At 57.0% G+C, this 16855-nt stretch carries 16 protein-coding genes; 9 read left to right on the top strand and 7 right to left on the bottom strand.

The window, feature by feature from the left end:
• Positions 1-9 precede the first annotated feature (9 nt).
• Positions 10-840 carry a phosphodiesterase gene (locus tag ACO6VX_RS00790; protein WP_060680718.1) on the top strand — a complete coding sequence of 277 codons (831 nt, stop codon included), beginning with the start codon at positions 10-12 and terminating at the stop codon, positions 838-840.
• 161 nt (positions 841-1001) lie between these two features.
• Positions 1002-2567 carry a sensor domain-containing diguanylate cyclase gene (locus ACO6VX_RS00795; RefSeq protein WP_061703708.1) on the top strand — a complete coding sequence of 522 codons (1566 nt, stop codon included), beginning with the start codon at positions 1002-1004 and terminating at the stop codon, positions 2565-2567.
• 99 nt (positions 2568-2666) lie between these two features.
• Here ACO6VX_RS00795 and bcp read toward each other — a convergent pair whose 3' ends face one another.
• Both bcp and ACO6VX_RS00805 read right to left on the bottom strand, forming a co-directional pair.
• Complete coding sequence (gene bcp / locus ACO6VX_RS00800; protein ID WP_010260016.1) at positions 2667-3134, bottom strand: thioredoxin-dependent thiol peroxidase; 468 nt, start codon at positions 3132-3134, stop codon at positions 2667-2669.
• Between the two features lie 157 nt (positions 3135-3291).
• Positions 3292-3873 (bottom strand): glycine cleavage system transcriptional repressor, encoded by a 582-nt coding sequence (locus ACO6VX_RS00805; protein ID WP_010260011.1) that lies wholly within the window; start codon positions 3871-3873, stop codon positions 3292-3294.
• A gap of 143 nt (positions 3874-4016) precedes the next feature.
• On the opposite strand from ACO6VX_RS00805, the gene dapA reads away from it, so the two are divergent.
• The 6 genes from dapA (at position 4017) to ypfH (ending at position 10551) form a co-directional block, all read left to right on the top strand.
• Positions 4017-4895: a 4-hydroxy-tetrahydrodipicolinate synthase gene (dapA, locus tag ACO6VX_RS00810; RefSeq protein WP_010260008.1), complete on the top strand. Its 879-nt coding sequence runs from the start codon at positions 4017-4019 to the stop codon at positions 4893-4895.
• A 14-nt stretch (positions 4896-4909) separates the two neighbouring features.
• Positions 4910-5941, top strand: coding sequence for an outer membrane protein assembly factor BamC (gene bamC / locus ACO6VX_RS00815; RefSeq protein ID WP_010260005.1), 1032 nt, complete (start codon positions 4910-4912; stop codon positions 5939-5941).
• 145 nt (positions 5942-6086) lie between these two features.
• Complete coding sequence (gene purC / locus ACO6VX_RS00820; protein ID WP_010260002.1) at positions 6087-6800, top strand: phosphoribosylaminoimidazolesuccinocarboxamide synthase; 714 nt, start codon at positions 6087-6089, stop codon at positions 6798-6800.
• A gap of 130 nt (positions 6801-6930) precedes the next feature.
• Entirely contained in the window at positions 6931-7797 is an 867-nt protein-coding gene (locus tag ACO6VX_RS00825; protein WP_010259999.1) for a neutral zinc metallopeptidase, read from the top strand.
• Complete coding sequence (locus tag ACO6VX_RS00830; RefSeq protein ID WP_422457431.1) at positions 7797-9797, top strand: tRNA(Met) cytidine acetyltransferase TmcA; 2001 nt, start codon at positions 7797-7799, stop codon at positions 9795-9797. Before ACO6VX_RS00825 ends, ACO6VX_RS00830 begins: the two co-directional genes overlap by 1 nt.
• Before the next feature lie 73 nt (positions 9798-9870).
• A complete protein-coding gene (gene ypfH, locus ACO6VX_RS00835; RefSeq protein ID WP_010671350.1) occupies positions 9871-10551 on the top strand; it encodes an esterase in 681 nt (226 codons plus the stop codon).
• A gap of 93 nt (positions 10552-10644) precedes the next feature.
• Here ypfH and ACO6VX_RS00840 read toward each other — a convergent pair whose 3' ends face one another.
• The 3 genes from ACO6VX_RS00840 to ACO6VX_RS00850 are packed head-to-tail and all read right to left on the bottom strand — an operon-like array spanning position 10645 to position 12353.
• The gene (locus ACO6VX_RS00840) at positions 10645-10833 is read right to left on the bottom strand and encodes a YpfN family protein (RefSeq protein ID WP_003848800.1); all 189 of its coding nucleotides are present in this window, start codon (positions 10831-10833) and stop codon (positions 10645-10647) included.
• A 22-nt stretch (positions 10834-10855) separates the two neighbouring features.
• A complete protein-coding gene (gene dapE, locus ACO6VX_RS00845) occupies positions 10856-11983 on the bottom strand; it encodes a succinyl-diaminopimelate desuccinylase (protein WP_010671351.1) in 1128 nt (375 codons plus the stop codon).
• 1 nt (position 11984) lies between these two features.
• On the bottom strand, positions 11985-12353 hold the full coding sequence (locus ACO6VX_RS00850; protein WP_033772387.1) for an ArsC family reductase: 369 nt from the start codon (positions 12351-12353) through the stop codon (positions 11985-11987).
• 284 nt (positions 12354-12637) lie between these two features.
• On the opposite strand from ACO6VX_RS00850, the gene ACO6VX_RS00855 reads away from it, so the two are divergent.
• Positions 12638-12829, top strand: a complete 192-nt coding sequence (locus tag ACO6VX_RS00855) for a hypothetical protein (RefSeq protein ID WP_010259981.1) — start codon at positions 12638-12640, stop codon at positions 12827-12829.
• 104 nt (positions 12830-12933) lie between these two features.
• Here the strand turns inward: ACO6VX_RS00855 and acrD are convergent, their stop codons facing one another.
• Both acrD and narL read right to left on the bottom strand, forming a co-directional pair.
• Positions 12934-16050, bottom strand: coding sequence for a multidrug efflux RND transporter permease AcrD (gene acrD / locus ACO6VX_RS00860; RefSeq protein ID WP_422457433.1), 3117 nt, complete (start codon positions 16048-16050; stop codon positions 12934-12936).
• A 167-nt stretch (positions 16051-16217) separates the two neighbouring features.
• A complete protein-coding gene (narL, locus tag ACO6VX_RS00865) occupies positions 16218-16847 on the bottom strand; it encodes a two-component system response regulator NarL (protein WP_010259976.1) in 630 nt (209 codons plus the stop codon).
• Between the last annotated feature and the right edge of the window lie 8 nt (positions 16848-16855).

Genomic DNA, 16855 nt, shown 5'->3' on the forward strand with positions numbered 1-16855 from the left:
GAGTCTGTTGTGTCTGTTCAACCCACAGTCATCGCGCAAATCAGCGATCTGCATATCAAGGCTTTTGGTCGTCTCTCTTATAAACAGGTCGATACCCATGCCGCTTTACTGCAGGTTATCGATACCCTTAACGCGCTGCAGCCGCGCCCCGATGTGGTGGTGATTACCGGCGACCTGGTCGATTTTGGCAGGCCGGAAGAGTATCAGACGCTGCGGGAAGCCCTGCAGCGCCTCCAGTTGCCCTTTTATCTGATGGCGGGCAATCACGACGATCGCGAGGCACTGCGTGCTGCCTTCCCGGATCACACCTACCTGCAGGCGGGACCAACCCTGAACTGGCAGCTTAGTGTGGGCGGCGTCAGGCTGCTGGCCCTGGACTCCAGCGTACCGCAACAGCCGTGGGGGGAGGTGGATGAGCAGCAGTTGCAATGGCTGGATCAGGCACTGCGCGAGGCCGCGGATCAGCCCACGCTGGTGATGCTGCATCATCCCCCTTTTGCCTGTGGCATTGCGCATATGGATCGGCAACGGTTACGCCATCCTGAGGCACTTGAGGCGATCATTGCCCGCCATCCGCAGGTTGAGCGGGTGCTTTGTGGTCATCTGCATCGCAGCCTGCAGACCCGCTTTGCCGGAACCCTGGCCTGTGTCGCACCCGGCGTGTCGCATCAGGTGGCTCTGGATCTGCACCCGGAGGGGCCGGCTCACTTTATTCTGGAGCCGCCCGGCTTTTTGCTCCATTGCTGGCAGCCAATGCAGGGAATGGTCACGCATCAGTGCGCGATTGGCCACTTTTCGGGACCCTGGCCATTTTACGATAGTCAGGGGTTAATCGATTAGTGCCAGCTAAATCTGTATTAAGCGGGGTGATATTTGTCTTAATGCTGCTCAAAAATGCCGACACAGTGTAGACTTAAGCCCGGCTATCAGGGCTTCTGGCACACATTAAAAAAATAATCAGGCATTCACGACATGACACTCTTCTCCGGGGCGGCGACGCCATGTTAAAGCTCTTTCGGCCCAAGGCCGACTTGCGCAATCTGATCGCCCTGCTGGTGATTGTCAGCATTGTTATCACGCTCGCGAATACGCTCTACGCCACCTGGCGGGTGCAGCGCCAGGTGCTGATTGACACCACGCTTGAGGCTAACCGGGCCTATGCCGCCAAGCTGGCCTCAACCAGTGAAATTTTCTTCCAGCTGGCGCAGTCACAGTTGCACTACAGCGCCAATCAGCTAAGCCGTGACTTTAATAATGAAGGACTGCTGAATAGCGAAGTCAATCGTCTGCGTGAGCAGACTACCAGTTTCAACTCGGTGGCCGTGGTGGATGAGCAGGGCGCGATCAAAGCGATCTCGCCCGAATCCCTGACGCTGAAAGGGATGCGTGTCACCAGCGACGCCTCCCGCGAAGCGCTGACGCTGCGGCAGCCGATCATCAGTAAACCGACCCTTTCTGCAGCCAATAATCTGCTGGTGTTTGTCTCCTGGCCAATCTGGAGTCCCGATGGCGACTATCTGGGCTACATCGGCGGCACGATCTATCTGAAGAAAAAAAGCATTCTGAATGCGCTACTGGGTGAACAATTCTACCGTGATGGCACCACGGTCTATGTGCTCGACAGTAATAATGAGGTGTTGTATCACCAGAATCGTCAGCTGATTGGTAAAGTTCTGCCCGCCATCGTCAGTCCGCGTGACGAGCAGACCAATGGCTCGCTGATGCTTGCGGGTGCAGGTGAGTCCACGCAGCTGGCGGGCTATGCCGTCGTCCCGACTACCGGCTGGACGGTGGTGGCGCTGAAGCCGATTAACGTCACGCTGAACCCGCTTTCAGGCCTGTTAATGAAAGTCCTGAAAAACTCGGTGCCGTTCGCACTGCTGACCCTGCTGGTTGCGTTAGGGCTGGCACGGCTGATTGCCCGACCACTGTTCCAGCTGGCCCGCAAAGCCAGCCGGATGGATGCGCAGGGCGTATCAAAAGAGATTGGCGGCATCAGTGCCTGGTATTTTGAGGCGGCGCAGGTCAAGCGCGCGCTGCTCACCGGCATCGGACTGGTGCAGGACAAAATCGGTCGTCTGAGTTCGGAAGCCCAGACCGACCCCCTGACTCAGTTGCTGAATCGGCGTGGTCTTAATGCGGTACTGGAGTACTACCGCACGCTACGCCAGCCTTTCTCGGTGCTGGCGCTGGATATCGATCACTTTAAAAACGTCAACGATAGCTGGGGCCACGATGTGGGCGACCGGGTGATTCAGCAGGTGGCGAGCACGCTGCGTGCCAGTGCCCGTCACTCTGATGTGGTGTGCCGCAACGGCGGAGAGGAGTTTCTGATGCTGCTGCCGGGAACGGCGCTGGATGAGGCGCAGATTATCGCCGAGCGCGTGCGACTGGGTATTGCAGAAGCCTGGCTCACCGACGTGGGACGCATTACCTTGTCTATCGGCGTCGCGGCCTGGAATGGTTCGCAGGATGTCGGGCTGGAAGGCAGTTTAAAACAGGCGGATGCGGCACTCTATGAGGCGAAAAATGCCGGGCGCAACTGCGTTATCGTGGCCGCCGCGTAATCGCGTTAACTCACAGTGTTTCGCAACGGCAGGATAAAAATGGGTGGGGAAGGGGAAGTTAAGCAGGGCGCGGCGTTAAGGCTACCGCGCCCCTCAACATCAGGCTGACTTGACGTAATCCAGCACCATGTCGTGGTGATTCGAGGTCTTGAAGTTATCAAACACTTTTTCGATCCTGCCCTCAGCATCTATCAGGAAGCTGATGCGATGAATGCCGTCATAGGTTTTCCCCATAAACGTTTTTTCACCCCAGACGCCAAACGCCTGGCAGACTTCATGGTTTTCATCGGAGAGCAGGGTAAAGTTCAGCAGCTCTTTTTCGACAAACTTTGACAGTTTTTCCGGTTTGTCGGTGCTGATGCCCAGCACTTCCACGCCCGCTTTTTTCAACTCATCCATGTTGTCACGCAGACCGCACGCCTGCACGGTGCAGCCTGGTGTCATCGCTTTCGGGTAAAAGTACACCAGAACGCGCTGTCCCTGGAAGTCGGTCAGATTCACGTGTTCGCCGTCCTGATCGGGCAGGCTAAATGCGGGTGCAGTATCTCCGGCTTTCAGTGGATTCATTACATCTCTCCATTTTCTTATTCAGGCTGTGGGTAATACACCATCCGGTCAGAAACGGCCAGAGGGAAAATTACCATCAGGGGGTATTTCACCACATAGCCGGTCACCTTTCAGTGGCAGTAATGTGGAGAAATAACTCCGGTTAATTGACCAAAGCTTAGCGTACCGCGCTGACAGATTCGCTGCTGTCGGCATCTGACACACTGTAAAGGCGCAGCGTTCCCTGAGCATTCAGCTCCTGACACAGGGTATTAAACGCCTGCTCAAACGGGGTGCCACTGGTTCGCGTCGGACTGTGAGCGGTCATTTGAATATAGAGCGTAGGGGGCAAATTGTGTTGCGCTGGCGTAATGCGCGACACCAGTTCGGCCACATTCATCTGATGCTTATCGATAAGATCGGTAAAGCGTTCAATAATATGCGGCGAATCAGCCACCTCAACCTGAATGAACGCGGTGTCGGGCATCGGCGGACGGAGCCGGGCATTGGTGCGCTTCATGACGATCAGCAGTTCCAGCTCTGCCCCTTTCAATGGCAGGGTCGATTCAATCAGCGTGATCGCGTTCCAGCTGCCCGACAGCAGCATGATAAAGGTGAACTCATCCCCAAGCATGGCAAGACGGCTATCTTCAATATTGCAACCGCAGCTGCTGACGTGTCGGGTAATGGTGTTGACGATACCCGGACGGTCAACACCGAGCGCGGTGATCACCAGATGATGGGGCTGAGATTGCGGCAAAATGGCTTTTCCTCTGCTTTCGCTAATAACCATAAGGTAAACATAAAAAAAACTGCTGACAAGCGCGGGAATGGCGTGGCTGGCTTGCTTTTCCCTAAGTGTAAAACGTACCATGAAGCACTTGTTTGTCGAGGGGATCGCCAATGTTTACGGGAAGTATTGTTGCACTCGTTACGCCAATGGATGACAGCGGTAATGTCTGCCGGTCGAGTCTGAAAAAACTGATTGATTATCACGTCGCCAGCGGCACCGCGGCGATCGTTTCCGTCGGCACCACAGGCGAATCTGCTACCCTGAGCCATGAAGAACATGGTGATGTGGTGATGCTGACCCTGGAACTGGCCGATGGCCGTATTCCGGTGATTGCCGGAACCGGGGCAAACGCCACCGCTGAAGGCATCTCTCTGACTAAGCGTTTTGAAAATTCCGGCGTTGTGGGTTGCCTGACCGTGACCCCATATTACAACCGTCCGACGCAGGAAGGGCTGTTCCAGCACTTTAAAGCGATTGCGAATAGCACCAGCCTGCCACAGATGCTGTATAACGTTCCCTCGCGTACCGGTTGTGACATGCTGCCGGAAACCGTTGCCCGCCTGGCCGAAATCAAAAATATTATCGGAATCAAAGAGGCAACCGGGAACTTATCGCGGGTTAGTCAGATCCAAGAGCTGGTTAATGAAGATTTCATTCTGGTGAGTGGCGATGACGCGACTGCGCTGGACTTTATGCAACTGGGCGGTAAAGGCGTTATTTCGGTGACGGCCAACGTGGCTGCGCGCGAAATGGTCGAACTGTGTCAACTCGCACAGCAGGGCAATTTCGTCGAGGCACGCCGCCTGAATCAGCGTCTGATGCATCTGCACCAGACGCTTTTCTGTGAACCCAATCCTATCCCGGTGAAATGGGCTGCGAAACAGCTAGGATTAATCGCTAACGACACGCTGCGTCTGCCAATGACGCCACTGACTGCAGCCGGCCAGCCGAAAGTGGAGCAGGCGCTGGTGAAAGCGGGTTTGCGATAATTTAGGGAGTTTGAATGAATTACTCAGTAAAGCGGTCAACAGTAGCCACAGTGGTGGGGCTTTCTACCCTGATGCTGTTGTCGGCCTGTTCAAGCGATCAGCGTTATAAGCGCCAGGTCAGCGGTGACGAATCTTATCTTGAAGCCAGTCAGTTAAATGAACTGAAAGCGCCTGCCGGAATGATCCTACCGGTGCAGCGTGGTGATTTCGACGTGCCGCGCACGACCAGTCAGGCACCCACCGGCAAGCAGCTCGACATCCGTCCGCCAGCCCAGCCGCTGGCGCTGATGAACGGCACCCGCGCACAGTTCAGCAACAATACCGGCGCGCTGATGATTGATAACAGCCGCGGTTCAGTCTGGTCGCAGGTCGTCAACGTGGTGCAGTCATACAAATTCCCGATTGCCTCCCGTAATGACGCAGGCCAGCAGCTGACGACGGACTGGGTGCAGTGGAACCGCGCTGATGAAGATCAGCAGTATCGTGGCCGCTACCAGATCAGCGTGCAGTCGCAGAGCTATCAGCAGCAGTTAACCGTTCGTCTGCTGGAGCTGCAGCAGGATGGTAAAACCATTACCTCACCTGTGCAGATCCAGCGTTACACCGCGCAGATGCTGAATGACATCAGCACCGGTATGGACAAGATTGATACGGCGAGTGAAAACGCGGCCTCTGGTCGGGTGAATGGGGCCATTGATGTGCAGAGCGGTGCAGATGATACCGGCCTGCCACTGCTGATCCTGCGTACGCCATACAACGTGGCATGGCAGCGTCTGCCTGATGCAATGAAACGCGTCGGGATGGAAGTGACCGACACGACCCGCTCAACTGGCAGCATGAAGGTGACCTACAAGTCACTGAGCAGCAGCGACTGGGATTCAGTCGGTGCGAAAGATCCGGAATTACCAAACGGTGATTACAAAGTGCAGGTCGGCGATCTCGACAACCGCACCAGTCTGCAATTCATCGACCCGAAAGGGCATGTGCTGACCCAGTCGCAGAACGATGCGCTGGTGGCCGTGTTCCAGGCGGCGCTGAACAAATAAAGTTGCCCAAGGCCGGAGATTCTCCGGCCTTTTTATTTTGTTTTTGGCATAATAGCGCGCGGCGAAGTAAACGATTGCGTCAAGGCAATCGCCGCAGCGGCACTGGCCGCTGAACACCCGTTATTTCAAGTCTGGAGTGAACAAGATGCAAAAGCGAGCTGAGTTGTATCGCGGTAAAGCGAAAACCGTATACAGCACCGATAACCCGGATCTGCTGATACTCGAATTCCGCAACGATACGTCAGCAGGTGATGGCGCCCGAATCGAGCAATTTGATCGCAAGGGAATGGTTAACAACAAGTTTAACCATTTTATCATGACTAAATTGCAGGAAGCGGGTATCCCGACCCAGATGGAAGCGCTGCTGTCAGATACTGAAGCGCTGGTGAAGAAGCTGGAGATGGTGCCGGTAGAGTGCGTGGTACGTAACCGCGCCGCAGGCTCGCTGGTAAAACGTCTGGGCGTGGAAGAGGGCATTGTGCTCAATCCGCCGCTGTTTGATCTTTTCCTGAAAGATGATGCAAAGCATGACCCGATGGTCAATGAATCCTACTGCGAAACCTTTGGCTGGGTCAGCAAACAGAACCTGGCGCGGATGCAGGAGCTGACCTTTAAAGCCAACGAGGTGCTGAGCAAACTGTTCGACGATGCGGGTCTGATTCTGGTCGACTTCAAACTGGAGTTTGGTCTGTTTAACGGCGAAGTGACGCTGGGCGATGAGTTTTCGCCAGACGGTGCGCGCCTGTGGGACAAAGAGACGCTGGATAAAATGGATAAAGACCGTTTCCGCCAGAGCCTCGGCGGCGTGGTGGAAGCCTATGAAGCGGTTGCACAGCGGCTGGGCGTGAAGCTCGACTGAGTTTGCCTGCCGCGCAGAAAGAAAAAGGAGAGCCCCGGCTCTCCTTTTTTCATTTCAGGGTAAAGCTGGTGATTGCTGCCTCACACAACTAAAATCATGCCATCTGAAAAAATGACTGAGGGAATACAGCATGCGCTGGCAAGGGCGTCGCGAAAGCGACAATGTAGAAGACCGTCGCGATCAATCGTCCGGTTTAGGCGGCGGAGGCCGCCAGATTCGTCTGCCGCGCGGTAAAGGCGGTATTGTGCTGCTGATTGTCGTGGCCATCGCGGGTTATTACGGTTACGACCTGACCGCACTGCTGACAGGCGGCGAAGTTGCACCGACCAGCCAGCAGCAACAGCGCAGCGTCAGCGCCAATGATGATGAGGCTGCGAAATTTACGAAGGTGATCCTGGCCACCACGGAAGACACCTGGGGCAAACTGTTCCAGCAGATGAACAAACAGTATGTGGCACCGAAGCTGGTGATGTATCGCGGCGCAACCCGCACTGGCTGTGGTACCGGACAGTCAGTCATGGGGCCGTTCTACTGTCCTGCCGATCAGACCGTCTACATCGACCTCTCTTTTTATGACGAGATGAAAACCAAACTTGGCGCGGACGGTGACTTCGCCCAGGGCTACGTCGTCGCGCATGAAGTTGGCCACCATGTCCAGAAACTACTGGGTATTGAACCGAAAGTGCGTGAAATGCAGCAGGGTGCCAGCCAGACGCAGGTTAATCAGCTCTCCGTCAAAATGGAACTGCAGGCGGACTGTTTTGCCGGTGTCTGGGGACACTATATGCAGCAGGAAAATATCCTTGAAGCGGGCGATCTGCAGGAAGCGCTGAATGCCGCCGAGGCAATTGGCGATGACCGCCTGCAGCAGAAAGGTCAGGGCCGCGTAGTGCCGGACAGCTTCACCCACGGCACGTCTGAGCAGCGCTACACCTGGTTCAAGCGCGGGTTTGATGGTGGCAATCCAGGACAGTGCAACACCTTCGCCAGCAACTGATGAGTCTGCAGCCTCTTACGCAGCTTATGCAGCAGGCCGGTGTGCGTCGTCTGGCGGTGATCAGCGGCGACCCGGCCTGGTGTTTACTACGGGCTGCGGCGTGGCGTGAAACGCTGACCGGCGACTGGCTGGCGTTGAGCCCGGAACCGCTGTTCTCTGCTTCGGATAAAGGGCCGGGTCAGTATAAAACGCCGGTCCTGCACAAACAGCCTGCTGCGGTGCGCACGCTGCTTGGCCGTGAATTTCGTCATGCTCTGTTTGACGCTCGTCAGGGCTTTCATGCCGACGCTTTCGCTGCGCTGGCTGGCACGCTCACCGCCGGTAGCTGGCTGTTACTGCTGGTGCCGCCCTGGGAACAGTGGGCGCAGCAGCCTGACAGCGACAGCCTGCGCTGGGCCGATGTCGCTGAACCCATCGCCACCCCTTATTTTGTTCACCACCTGCAACAGCTGATATTAGCGGATGACCAGGTGCTGCTGGAGCGGCAGCATCAGCCATGCCGGTTTCCGGCGCAGCCGGACTGGCCGCAGTGGCACTGTCAGGCACCGCAGCAGCAGCAGGCGATACTCGATCAGCTGATGAGGCTGCCATCGGGGGTTGCCGTGCTGACCGCGCCCCGCGGACGCGGTAAATCGGCGCTGGCGGGTATGCTGGCGCGATTGAACGGACATTGTCTGGTGACGGCTCCGGCCAAAGCCTCAACGGAGGTGCTGAGCACCTTCGCCGCTGACGCTTTTCACTTTATGGCACCCGATGCGCTGCTGGTGCTGGAGACGCCACCGCAGGCGGAATGGCTGATTGTGGATGAAGCGGCGGCGATCCCGGCACCGCTGCTTCAGGCGCTGGTCAGTCGATATCCCCGCGTATTGCTCACCACCACCGTACAGGGCTACGAAGGAAGCGGGCGCGGGTTTATCCTTAAATTCTGCGCCGGGCTTCCTGATGCAAACTATTTTACGCTCGATGAGCCGCTGCGCTGGTCGCGTTTCGATCCGCTGGAGCAGTGGCTGAACCGGGCGCTGCTGTTTGACGATGCCGCCGCGACCGCACCCGATTCTCCTGTAACGCCTCATCATGTTGAGCGCCACGATTTCAGCGCGCTGGAGGCCGCGTATCGTCTGCTGACCAGTGCACACTATCGTACCTCGCCACTTGATCTGCGCCGCCTGCTGGATGCTCCGGGCATGCAGCTGTGGCGGGCCGGCGACGCGCCGGCGTTACAGGGCGCGCTCTGGCTGGTGGAAGAGGGCGGTCTTGAACCTGCACTGGCACAGGCGGTCTGGGCGGGCACCCGGCGACCCCGCGGGAATCTGGTGGCGCAGTCGCTGGCAGCCCACGCTGGTCTGGCTGAGGCGGCGACATTGCGCTCGCTGCGCATCAGCCGTATTGCCGTGGCGGCGGAGCGGCGTCGTCTGGGAACCGGACAGCAGCTGGTTGCGGCAGCGGCCAGTGCGGCAGCCGGATATGACTACCTCTCCGTCAGCTTCGGCTACACTGAATCTCTCTGGGCGTTCTGGCGCGCCTGTGGCTTTAGCCTGGTGCGGATTGGCAGTCAGCGCGAAGCCAGTAGCGGCTGCTACGCGGCGATGGCCATGTTGCCCTGTTCTGCTGCGGGTGAGGCATTGCAGCACCGCGCGGCAGAACAGCTGGCGCGAGACTGGCCGCTGTTGCGCCAGCATATCGCACTGGAACTGCAGTTTGATCAGGTTACTGACGACGGATTGACCGCGCAGGATATTCGTCTGGCGGCGGGTTTTGCCTGGGCGCAGCGGCCACTGGAAGCGAGCCTGCCGGTGTTGCAGCGTCTGGTGCAGGCCAGTTCAGCCTCTGTACCGCTGCTGGCCGCGGCGGTTGCCACACCCACAGCCCTGGGCGAACTGGCCCAGCAGGCGGGAGTGAGCGGGCGCAAAGCGCTAGTCGCAGCGCTGCGTCAGCAGGCGGCAGCGGCCCTCCAGACACTGGGCGTTGATGCAGCCTTGCTGCACCTGCCGTTGAAATAATTCGACCAGCTGGTTCAAATTATCCTCATATGATTTTATGCCAGGCGGCGTAGAGTGAACACAGGAGGTCAACATGACACTGAAATATGTAATCGTTCAACAGCCTGCTACCACAGCACAGCTGTTTCTGCTCTACCATGGCGTTGGCGATAACCCGGATTCAATGGGCGAGATTGGCAACTGGTTTGCCCGAACGTTTCCCGACGCGCTGGTGGTGTCCGTCGGCTCGCCTGGTGCGAGTCGTCAGTGGTTCGGCGAAACCGACCTGCACGATCAGACCGTCCAGCAGCGGGTTGATGCGGCCATGCCGCAGTTTGTTGGGTCTGTGCGTCACTGGCAAAAAAAGAGCGGTGTGCGGCCGGAAGCGACAGCGTTAATCGGCTTTTCGCAGGGCGGCAGTATGGTGCTGGAAGGGGTTAAGGCGCATCCGGATCTGGCGGGCCGCGCGGTGGTGTTTAATGGCCGGTTTATTACCCTGCCGGAGAAGGCCAGCACCCGCACCACCATTCACCTGATCCACGGTGATTATGATGAGCAGGTCCCGCTGCATCATGCGCAGCAGGCGGAGCATCGGCTGACCGCCTGCGGTGGCGATGTTACCCTGGATATCGTTGACGATCTGGAGCATGCCATCGATCACCGCAGCATGGAGCTGGCGCTGAATCATCTGCGTTATACGGTGCCAAAACGCTACTTTGATGAGGCGTTAAGCGGCGCAAAACCGGGTGACGATGATGTTATCGTGATGATGTAAAAAAGCCCCTGCGCAAGCCCGATCTTAACGCTGATGAGAGCTGACTTTGTGAAGAACCATAAAAAAGCCCCTGCATAGCAGGGGCTTTTTCGTTTACTTCTTCTTCGGCCAGTTGTCGTCGTCATCCCATTTATCGTTGAAATCACGATGCGGCGGCAGGTCAGGTTTGTTATCCATAAATTTTTTATGATCGATGCGTTTCAGATCTTTATAAACGTTCATCAGCACGCCAACCATCAGCAGGATCACCAGGATCCACCAGTAATCTTTAATAAATTCCATTTGCTGCTCCTTAAAACCGCCGTCAGGCGATCAGTTGTTCCATGATGCGTTGGTACATCCGGCTCAGCATCTGCAGGTCGGAGGCTTTCACACACTCATTGATTTTATGAATGGTGGCATTCACTGGCCCCAGTTCCACCACCTGTGCACCCATCCGGGCAATAAAGCGGCCATCGGAGGTTCCGCCCGTGGTCAGCAGCTGCGGCTTAATTTCATTATAGTGCGCTACAGCTTTCACGACGGCATCAACCAGCTTACCGCGCGTGGTCAGGAAGGGCTGGCCAGAGAGTTTCCACTCAATGGTGTAACGCAACTGGTGACGATCCAGCAGCTCTGCGACCCGCTGACGAATCATCTCATCGGTGAGTTCGGTGCTGAAGCGGAAGTTAAACTGCACAAACAGCTCGCCGGGGATCACATTGTTACTGCCGGTACCCGCCTGGACGTTGGCAATCTGCATGCTGGTCGCCGGAAAGAACTCATTCCCCTGATCCCACTCGGTCGCGACCAGCTCGTTCAGCGCGGGCATCGCCCGGTGAACCGGGTTATCCGCCAGATGCGGATAGGCGACGTGGCCCTGCACGCCATGCACCATCAGGTTAGCGGTGATTGAGCCGCGACGGCCATTTTTCACCACATCACCCACCACTTCCGTGCTGGAGGGCTCGCCGACCAGGCAATAGTCGAGCCGTTCGCGGCGCGCCATCAGCCGCTCAACCACTTTAACCGTGCCGTTGGCCCCGCTGGCCTCTTCATCAGAGGTAATCATAAAGGCGAGTCGCCCTCGGTGATTGGGACGTACTGCAACAAAACGTTCGGCAGCCACCACCATTGCCGCCAGCGATCCTTTCATGTCGGCCGCGCCGCGACCGAACAGCATACCGTCGCGGATGGTGGGTTCAAATGGCGGATTAATCCAGCGACTGGCATCGCCAGGCGGCACCACATCGGTGTGACCGGCAAACGCCAGCGTTTCACCTTCGCCACGGGTGGCCCAGAAATTCAGGGTGTCGTCGATGTTCATCGTTTCAATCTTAAAGCCAATGGCTTCAAGACGGGCGATCAGCAGAGCCTGACATCCGGCATCATCGGGGCTGAGAGAGGGGCGACGAATAAGCTGCTGCGTCAGCTCAATGACCGGGCAAAACATATTATGACTTCTCCTGGATAGCAATCTGATAGGTGGCTTCGCTGAAACCGGCGAGCAGGGCGCCATCCGGGGCGCGCAACAGCGGACGCTTAATCATGGCGGGATGCGCCAGCATCAGCGCTTTGGCGCTGCTGGCATCGGTAACCGCGTCGCGATCACTCTCAGGCAATTTACGCCAGGTGGTGCCCCGGGTGTTAAGCAGAGCCTGATAACCCAGTGCATCGATAAACTCCTGCAGCAGGGCATCGTTCAGGCCATCCGCACGGTAGTCGTGGAAGTGATAGTCAACGCCTGCGTCTGCTAAAAAGCGCCGGGCTTTTTTTATGGTGTCGCAATTTTTAATCCCGAACATCACCCACTGCGTGCTCATTGCCCGATCCTTATTGTCCTGTGAGAAGTGAAAGCTGAAAAAAGCAGCCAAAGTGCGAGTTTACCATAGTGTGATCCGTTGCGGCATCTGCACAGGCGCGGGAATCGGGCCACAGAGCACGGCAGCAAAGTCATCGTCCGGCATCGGGTAAACGCTATCAATTTCGCAGCTAACCATTACCCTGCTTATCAATAAGAGCTTAGGAATTTCGCCATGTTGATAAAATAGTCTACCGCTGGGTTTAAAATAAATTATTTTCAACGGGGTTAAGGAGTTGCTGAAGTGTGCGTCAGCTTGCAAAACCAGCAACATTCATGTTTTTATGGCGTATGCCGATAGATATAACAGGTGTAAACGTATTCACCTGTATAAAAAAAGAGCGTAACATTGCCAGCACAATAAGAGAGGGCATTATGATTGACACCGAAATGGGAACCTGGAAAGAATTTATCGAAGCGATGTTACGCAACAAGTAACGCGCGAAGAAAAAGCAGGTTAATCCCGCTTGCTGGAATTCTTACCACACACAGAAATAAGGCGGCCACTGATATCAGTGACCGCTTTTTATTTGCGCCTCTACTTAGTCGAGCGGCTTCTCTTTGAGCGGGAAGCGGCGGCGTACCAGCACAAAGAACAGCGGCACAAAAAAGATCGCCAGCAGTGTGGCAGAGATCATTCCGCCCATCACACCGGTTCCTACGGCATGCTGGCTGCCGGAGCCCGCTCCGCTGCTGATCGCCATGGGCAGTACACCAAAGATAAAGGCCAGCGAGGTCATCAGAATCGGCCGCAGGCGCTGACGCGATGCCTCCAGCGTAGATTCCACCAGCTCGCGTCCACGGCTGTTGATCTCATTAGCAAATTCTACAATCAGGATGGCGTTTTTGGCGGATAACCCCACTACCGTCAGCAGGCCAACCTGGAAATAGACGTCATTTTCCAGCCCACGCATCCAGGTGGCGATCAGCGCCCCGACCACGCCCAGCGGCACTACCAGCATCACCGAGAACGGGATCGACCAGCTTTCATACAGCGCGGCCAGGCAGAGAAAGACCACCAGCAGCGAAATCGCATAAAGTGCCGGTGCCTGCGAACCGGAGAGCCGCTCCTGATAAGAGGCACCGGTCCACTGGAACCCGACGCCCAGCGGCAGGGCATTAACCAGTTTTTCCATCTCATCCATCGCCGTGCCGCTGCTGACGCCACTGGCCGCTTCGCCGACAATCTCCAGCGATGAATAGCCGTTGTAGCGTTCAAGACGTGGGGAACCGGTCTCCCAGCGGCTGGTGGCAAACGCGGAGAAGGGCACCATTTTGCCGCTGCTATTGCGCACGTACCATTTGTTGATGTCGTCTGGCAGCATGCGGAATTCAGCGGCAGCCTGCACATAGACCTTCTTCACCCGGCCACGATCCAGGAAGTCATTCACGTAGCTGGAACCCCACGCGGTGGTCAGGGTGTCGTTGATGGTATCCAGCGACACGCCCAGCGCCTGCGCTTTACGTGCATCAACATCGATCTGCAGCTGCGGGCTGTCATCCAGTCCATTGTGCCGTACCCGCGACAGCGCGTTGTCATTGCCCGCCATCTCCAGCAGTTTGTCACGCATCGCCATCAGTTGGGTATGACCGACGCCCGCGTGATCCTGCAGTTGCAGGTCAAAGCCGGAGCTGCTGCCCATGCCGGTGATGGCTGGCGGGCTGCTGGCAATCACCCGGCCCTCTTTGATCTTCTGGAATGCCTTCGTCGCGCGATCGATAATCGCGAACGAGGTGCGATCGGCACCGGGCCGCGCTTCCCAGTCTTTCAGCCGCACAAACAGACGCGCCACGTTTTGTCCATTGCCGCCCGGACCTGCGCCGATGGTGGAGAAGACCGACAGCACGTTGGCCTTCTCCTCGGTGAGATAATAGTTTTCAACTTTGGCGACGACGCTGGCAGTTTGCTCAAGCGTCGCGCCTGCCGGAAGCTGAACCTGCGTCAGGAATACGCCGCGATCTTCCAGCGGCAGAAACGACGTCGGCAGACGCAGAAACAGAAAGGCCATCAGGCCGATGATGCCGAGATAGAGCAGCAGCCAGCGACCGCCCTTGCGCAGGATACCCGCGACCCCGCGCTCGTAGCGTTCAGCATTGCGATTAAAGTGACGATTGAACCAGCCGAAGAAGCCGCGACGCTCAGGCTGCTCGCCCTGTGAAACGGGTTTGAGCAGCGTGGCACAGAGCGCCGGTGTCAGGATCATCGCCACCAGCACCGACAGCACCATCGCCGACACAATGGTAATTGAGAACTGACGGTAGATGGCGCCGACGGTGCCGCCGAAAAACGCCATCGGCACAAACACCGCAGAGAGCACCAGCGCGATACCCACCAGCGCGCCCTGAATCTGGCCCATCGATTTTCGGGTGGCGGCACGCGGCGAGAGTCCCTCTTCATGCATGATACGTTCAACGTTTTCCACCACCACGATGGCATCATCCACCAGCAGCCCGATTGCCAGCACCATGGCAAACATGGTCAGGGTATTGATGCTGAACCCGCAGGCATAGAGCATGCTGAAGGTGCCGAACAGCACCACCGGCACTGCAATAGTAGGAATTAAGGTGGCACGGAAGTTCTGCATAAACAGGAACATCACGCCAAATACCAGCACAATCGCCTCCAGCAACGTCTTCACCACATCTGTGATTGACGCTTTAACGAAAGGGGAGGTTTCATAGGCGATTTTTGCTTCCAGACCGTGCGGGAAGTAGTGGGACAGCTCCTCAATGCGCGCCCGCACCAGCTTATCGGTGTTCATCTCGTTGGCACCGGATGCCAGCTTCACCCCCAGGCCTGACGCGGGCTGGCCATTGTAACGACTCAGATAATCATACTTCTCAGCGCCCAGCGCCACGCTGGCGACATCGCCCAGCGTCACCACCGAACCATCGGGATTGTTCTTCAGGGTAATCGCCCGGAACTGCTCAGGGGTCTGCAGCATCGACTGGGCGTTGACCGTAGCGTTAAGCGCCTGTTTCTCTACCGACGGCAGGCCACCCACCTGACCCACGGCAACCTGGGTGTTCTGCGACTGGATCGCACTGACCACATCTTCCGTGGTCAGCGAATAGGCGATCAGTTTATTGGGATCGAGCCAGATACGCATCGCATATTGCGAGCCGTAAGCGTCAACCTGGCCGACGCCATCAATACGGCTTAGCGGATCCTGAATATTACTGGCGACATAGTCTGAAATATCCTGCTTATCCATGCTGCCGTCGGTTGAAACGAATGCCACCATCAGAATATTACTGTCACCGGTTTTATTGACGGTCACACCCTGCGACTGCACTGCCTGTGGCAATTTGCGCAGTGCGGATTGCAGCTGATTCTGTACCTGCTGACGGGCTTCATCGGGATTGGTCCCGGCGGTAAAGGTGAGGGTGATCTGTGCCTGGCCGGTGTTGCTGCTGTTAGAGGACATGTACATCAGATTATCGATGCCGGTCATGTTCTGCTCGATCACCTGGGTAACGGTGTTTTCCAGCGTCTGGGCGGATGCGCCCGGATAGTTAGCGGTGATGCGCACGTTGGGCGGTGCCAGATCGGGGTACTGTTCAATAGGCAGCGAAATAATCGAAAGCGTGCCACACAGGCACAGCAGAATCGCCAGAACCCAGGCAAAGATAGGGCGGTCGATAAAGAAATTCGACATTAAATCGACACTCCTCACTACTTTTATCGTTGGTCAGGCCCACCAGCAACGGGCGCTCTGGCAGGAAACTCGGCGGGTCTTTGCCATGATTCTCCGCCGCCGTTTACTCTACGTGCGGCAGCGGGGGAAATCGTGGAGAAATTGAGGAGAAAATGTAAATTCGTTGGCTATTTGCGGCTTTCAAGCCACATCACCGTGGCGGCGACGCGTGAGCGGACATCCAGTTTCCGCAGCAGGTTACGAATGTGCACTTTTACCGTCTCTTCAGAGATATGCAGAATAGCGGCAACCTCTTTATTCGACAGGCCACGCGCCACCTCCTGCAGCACATCCCGTTCGCGCTCGGTGAGCTGACGCAGAGGATCGGCACTGTGCTGGCGATTAGCCAGATAGCGGGTGACGCCCTCGCTGAAGACCTTTTCGCCCCGCGATGCCTGCAGGATATGCGCCAGCAGGACCTCCGGCTCGCTGTCCTTGAGCAGATAGCCGTCAGCACCGGCATCCACCATGGCAAAAATATCGCTGCGGGCGTCAGAAACGGTCAGCACCAGAATGCGCGAACTGATCCCTTCATGGCGCAGCGCCTTCAGCGTATCCAGTCCGGACATGCCTTTCATATTCAGGTCGAGCAGAATGATGTCCGGTTCCTGATGGCGGGCCTCCGCCAGCGCTTCAGTGCCGTTGCTGGCTTCGGCGATCACCTCCAGCCGGGGATCCAGCGCCAGCAGCTGACGGACACCGCGGCGCATCAGCGGGTGGTCATCCACAATCATCAATGTTAATGCGGGCTGTTGCATATTTTCTC

The organism is Pantoea sp. BJFS-204 (assembly GCF_049310725.1).
GTDB lineage: Bacteria > Pseudomonadota > Gammaproteobacteria > Enterobacterales > Enterobacteriaceae > Pantoea > Pantoea agglomerans.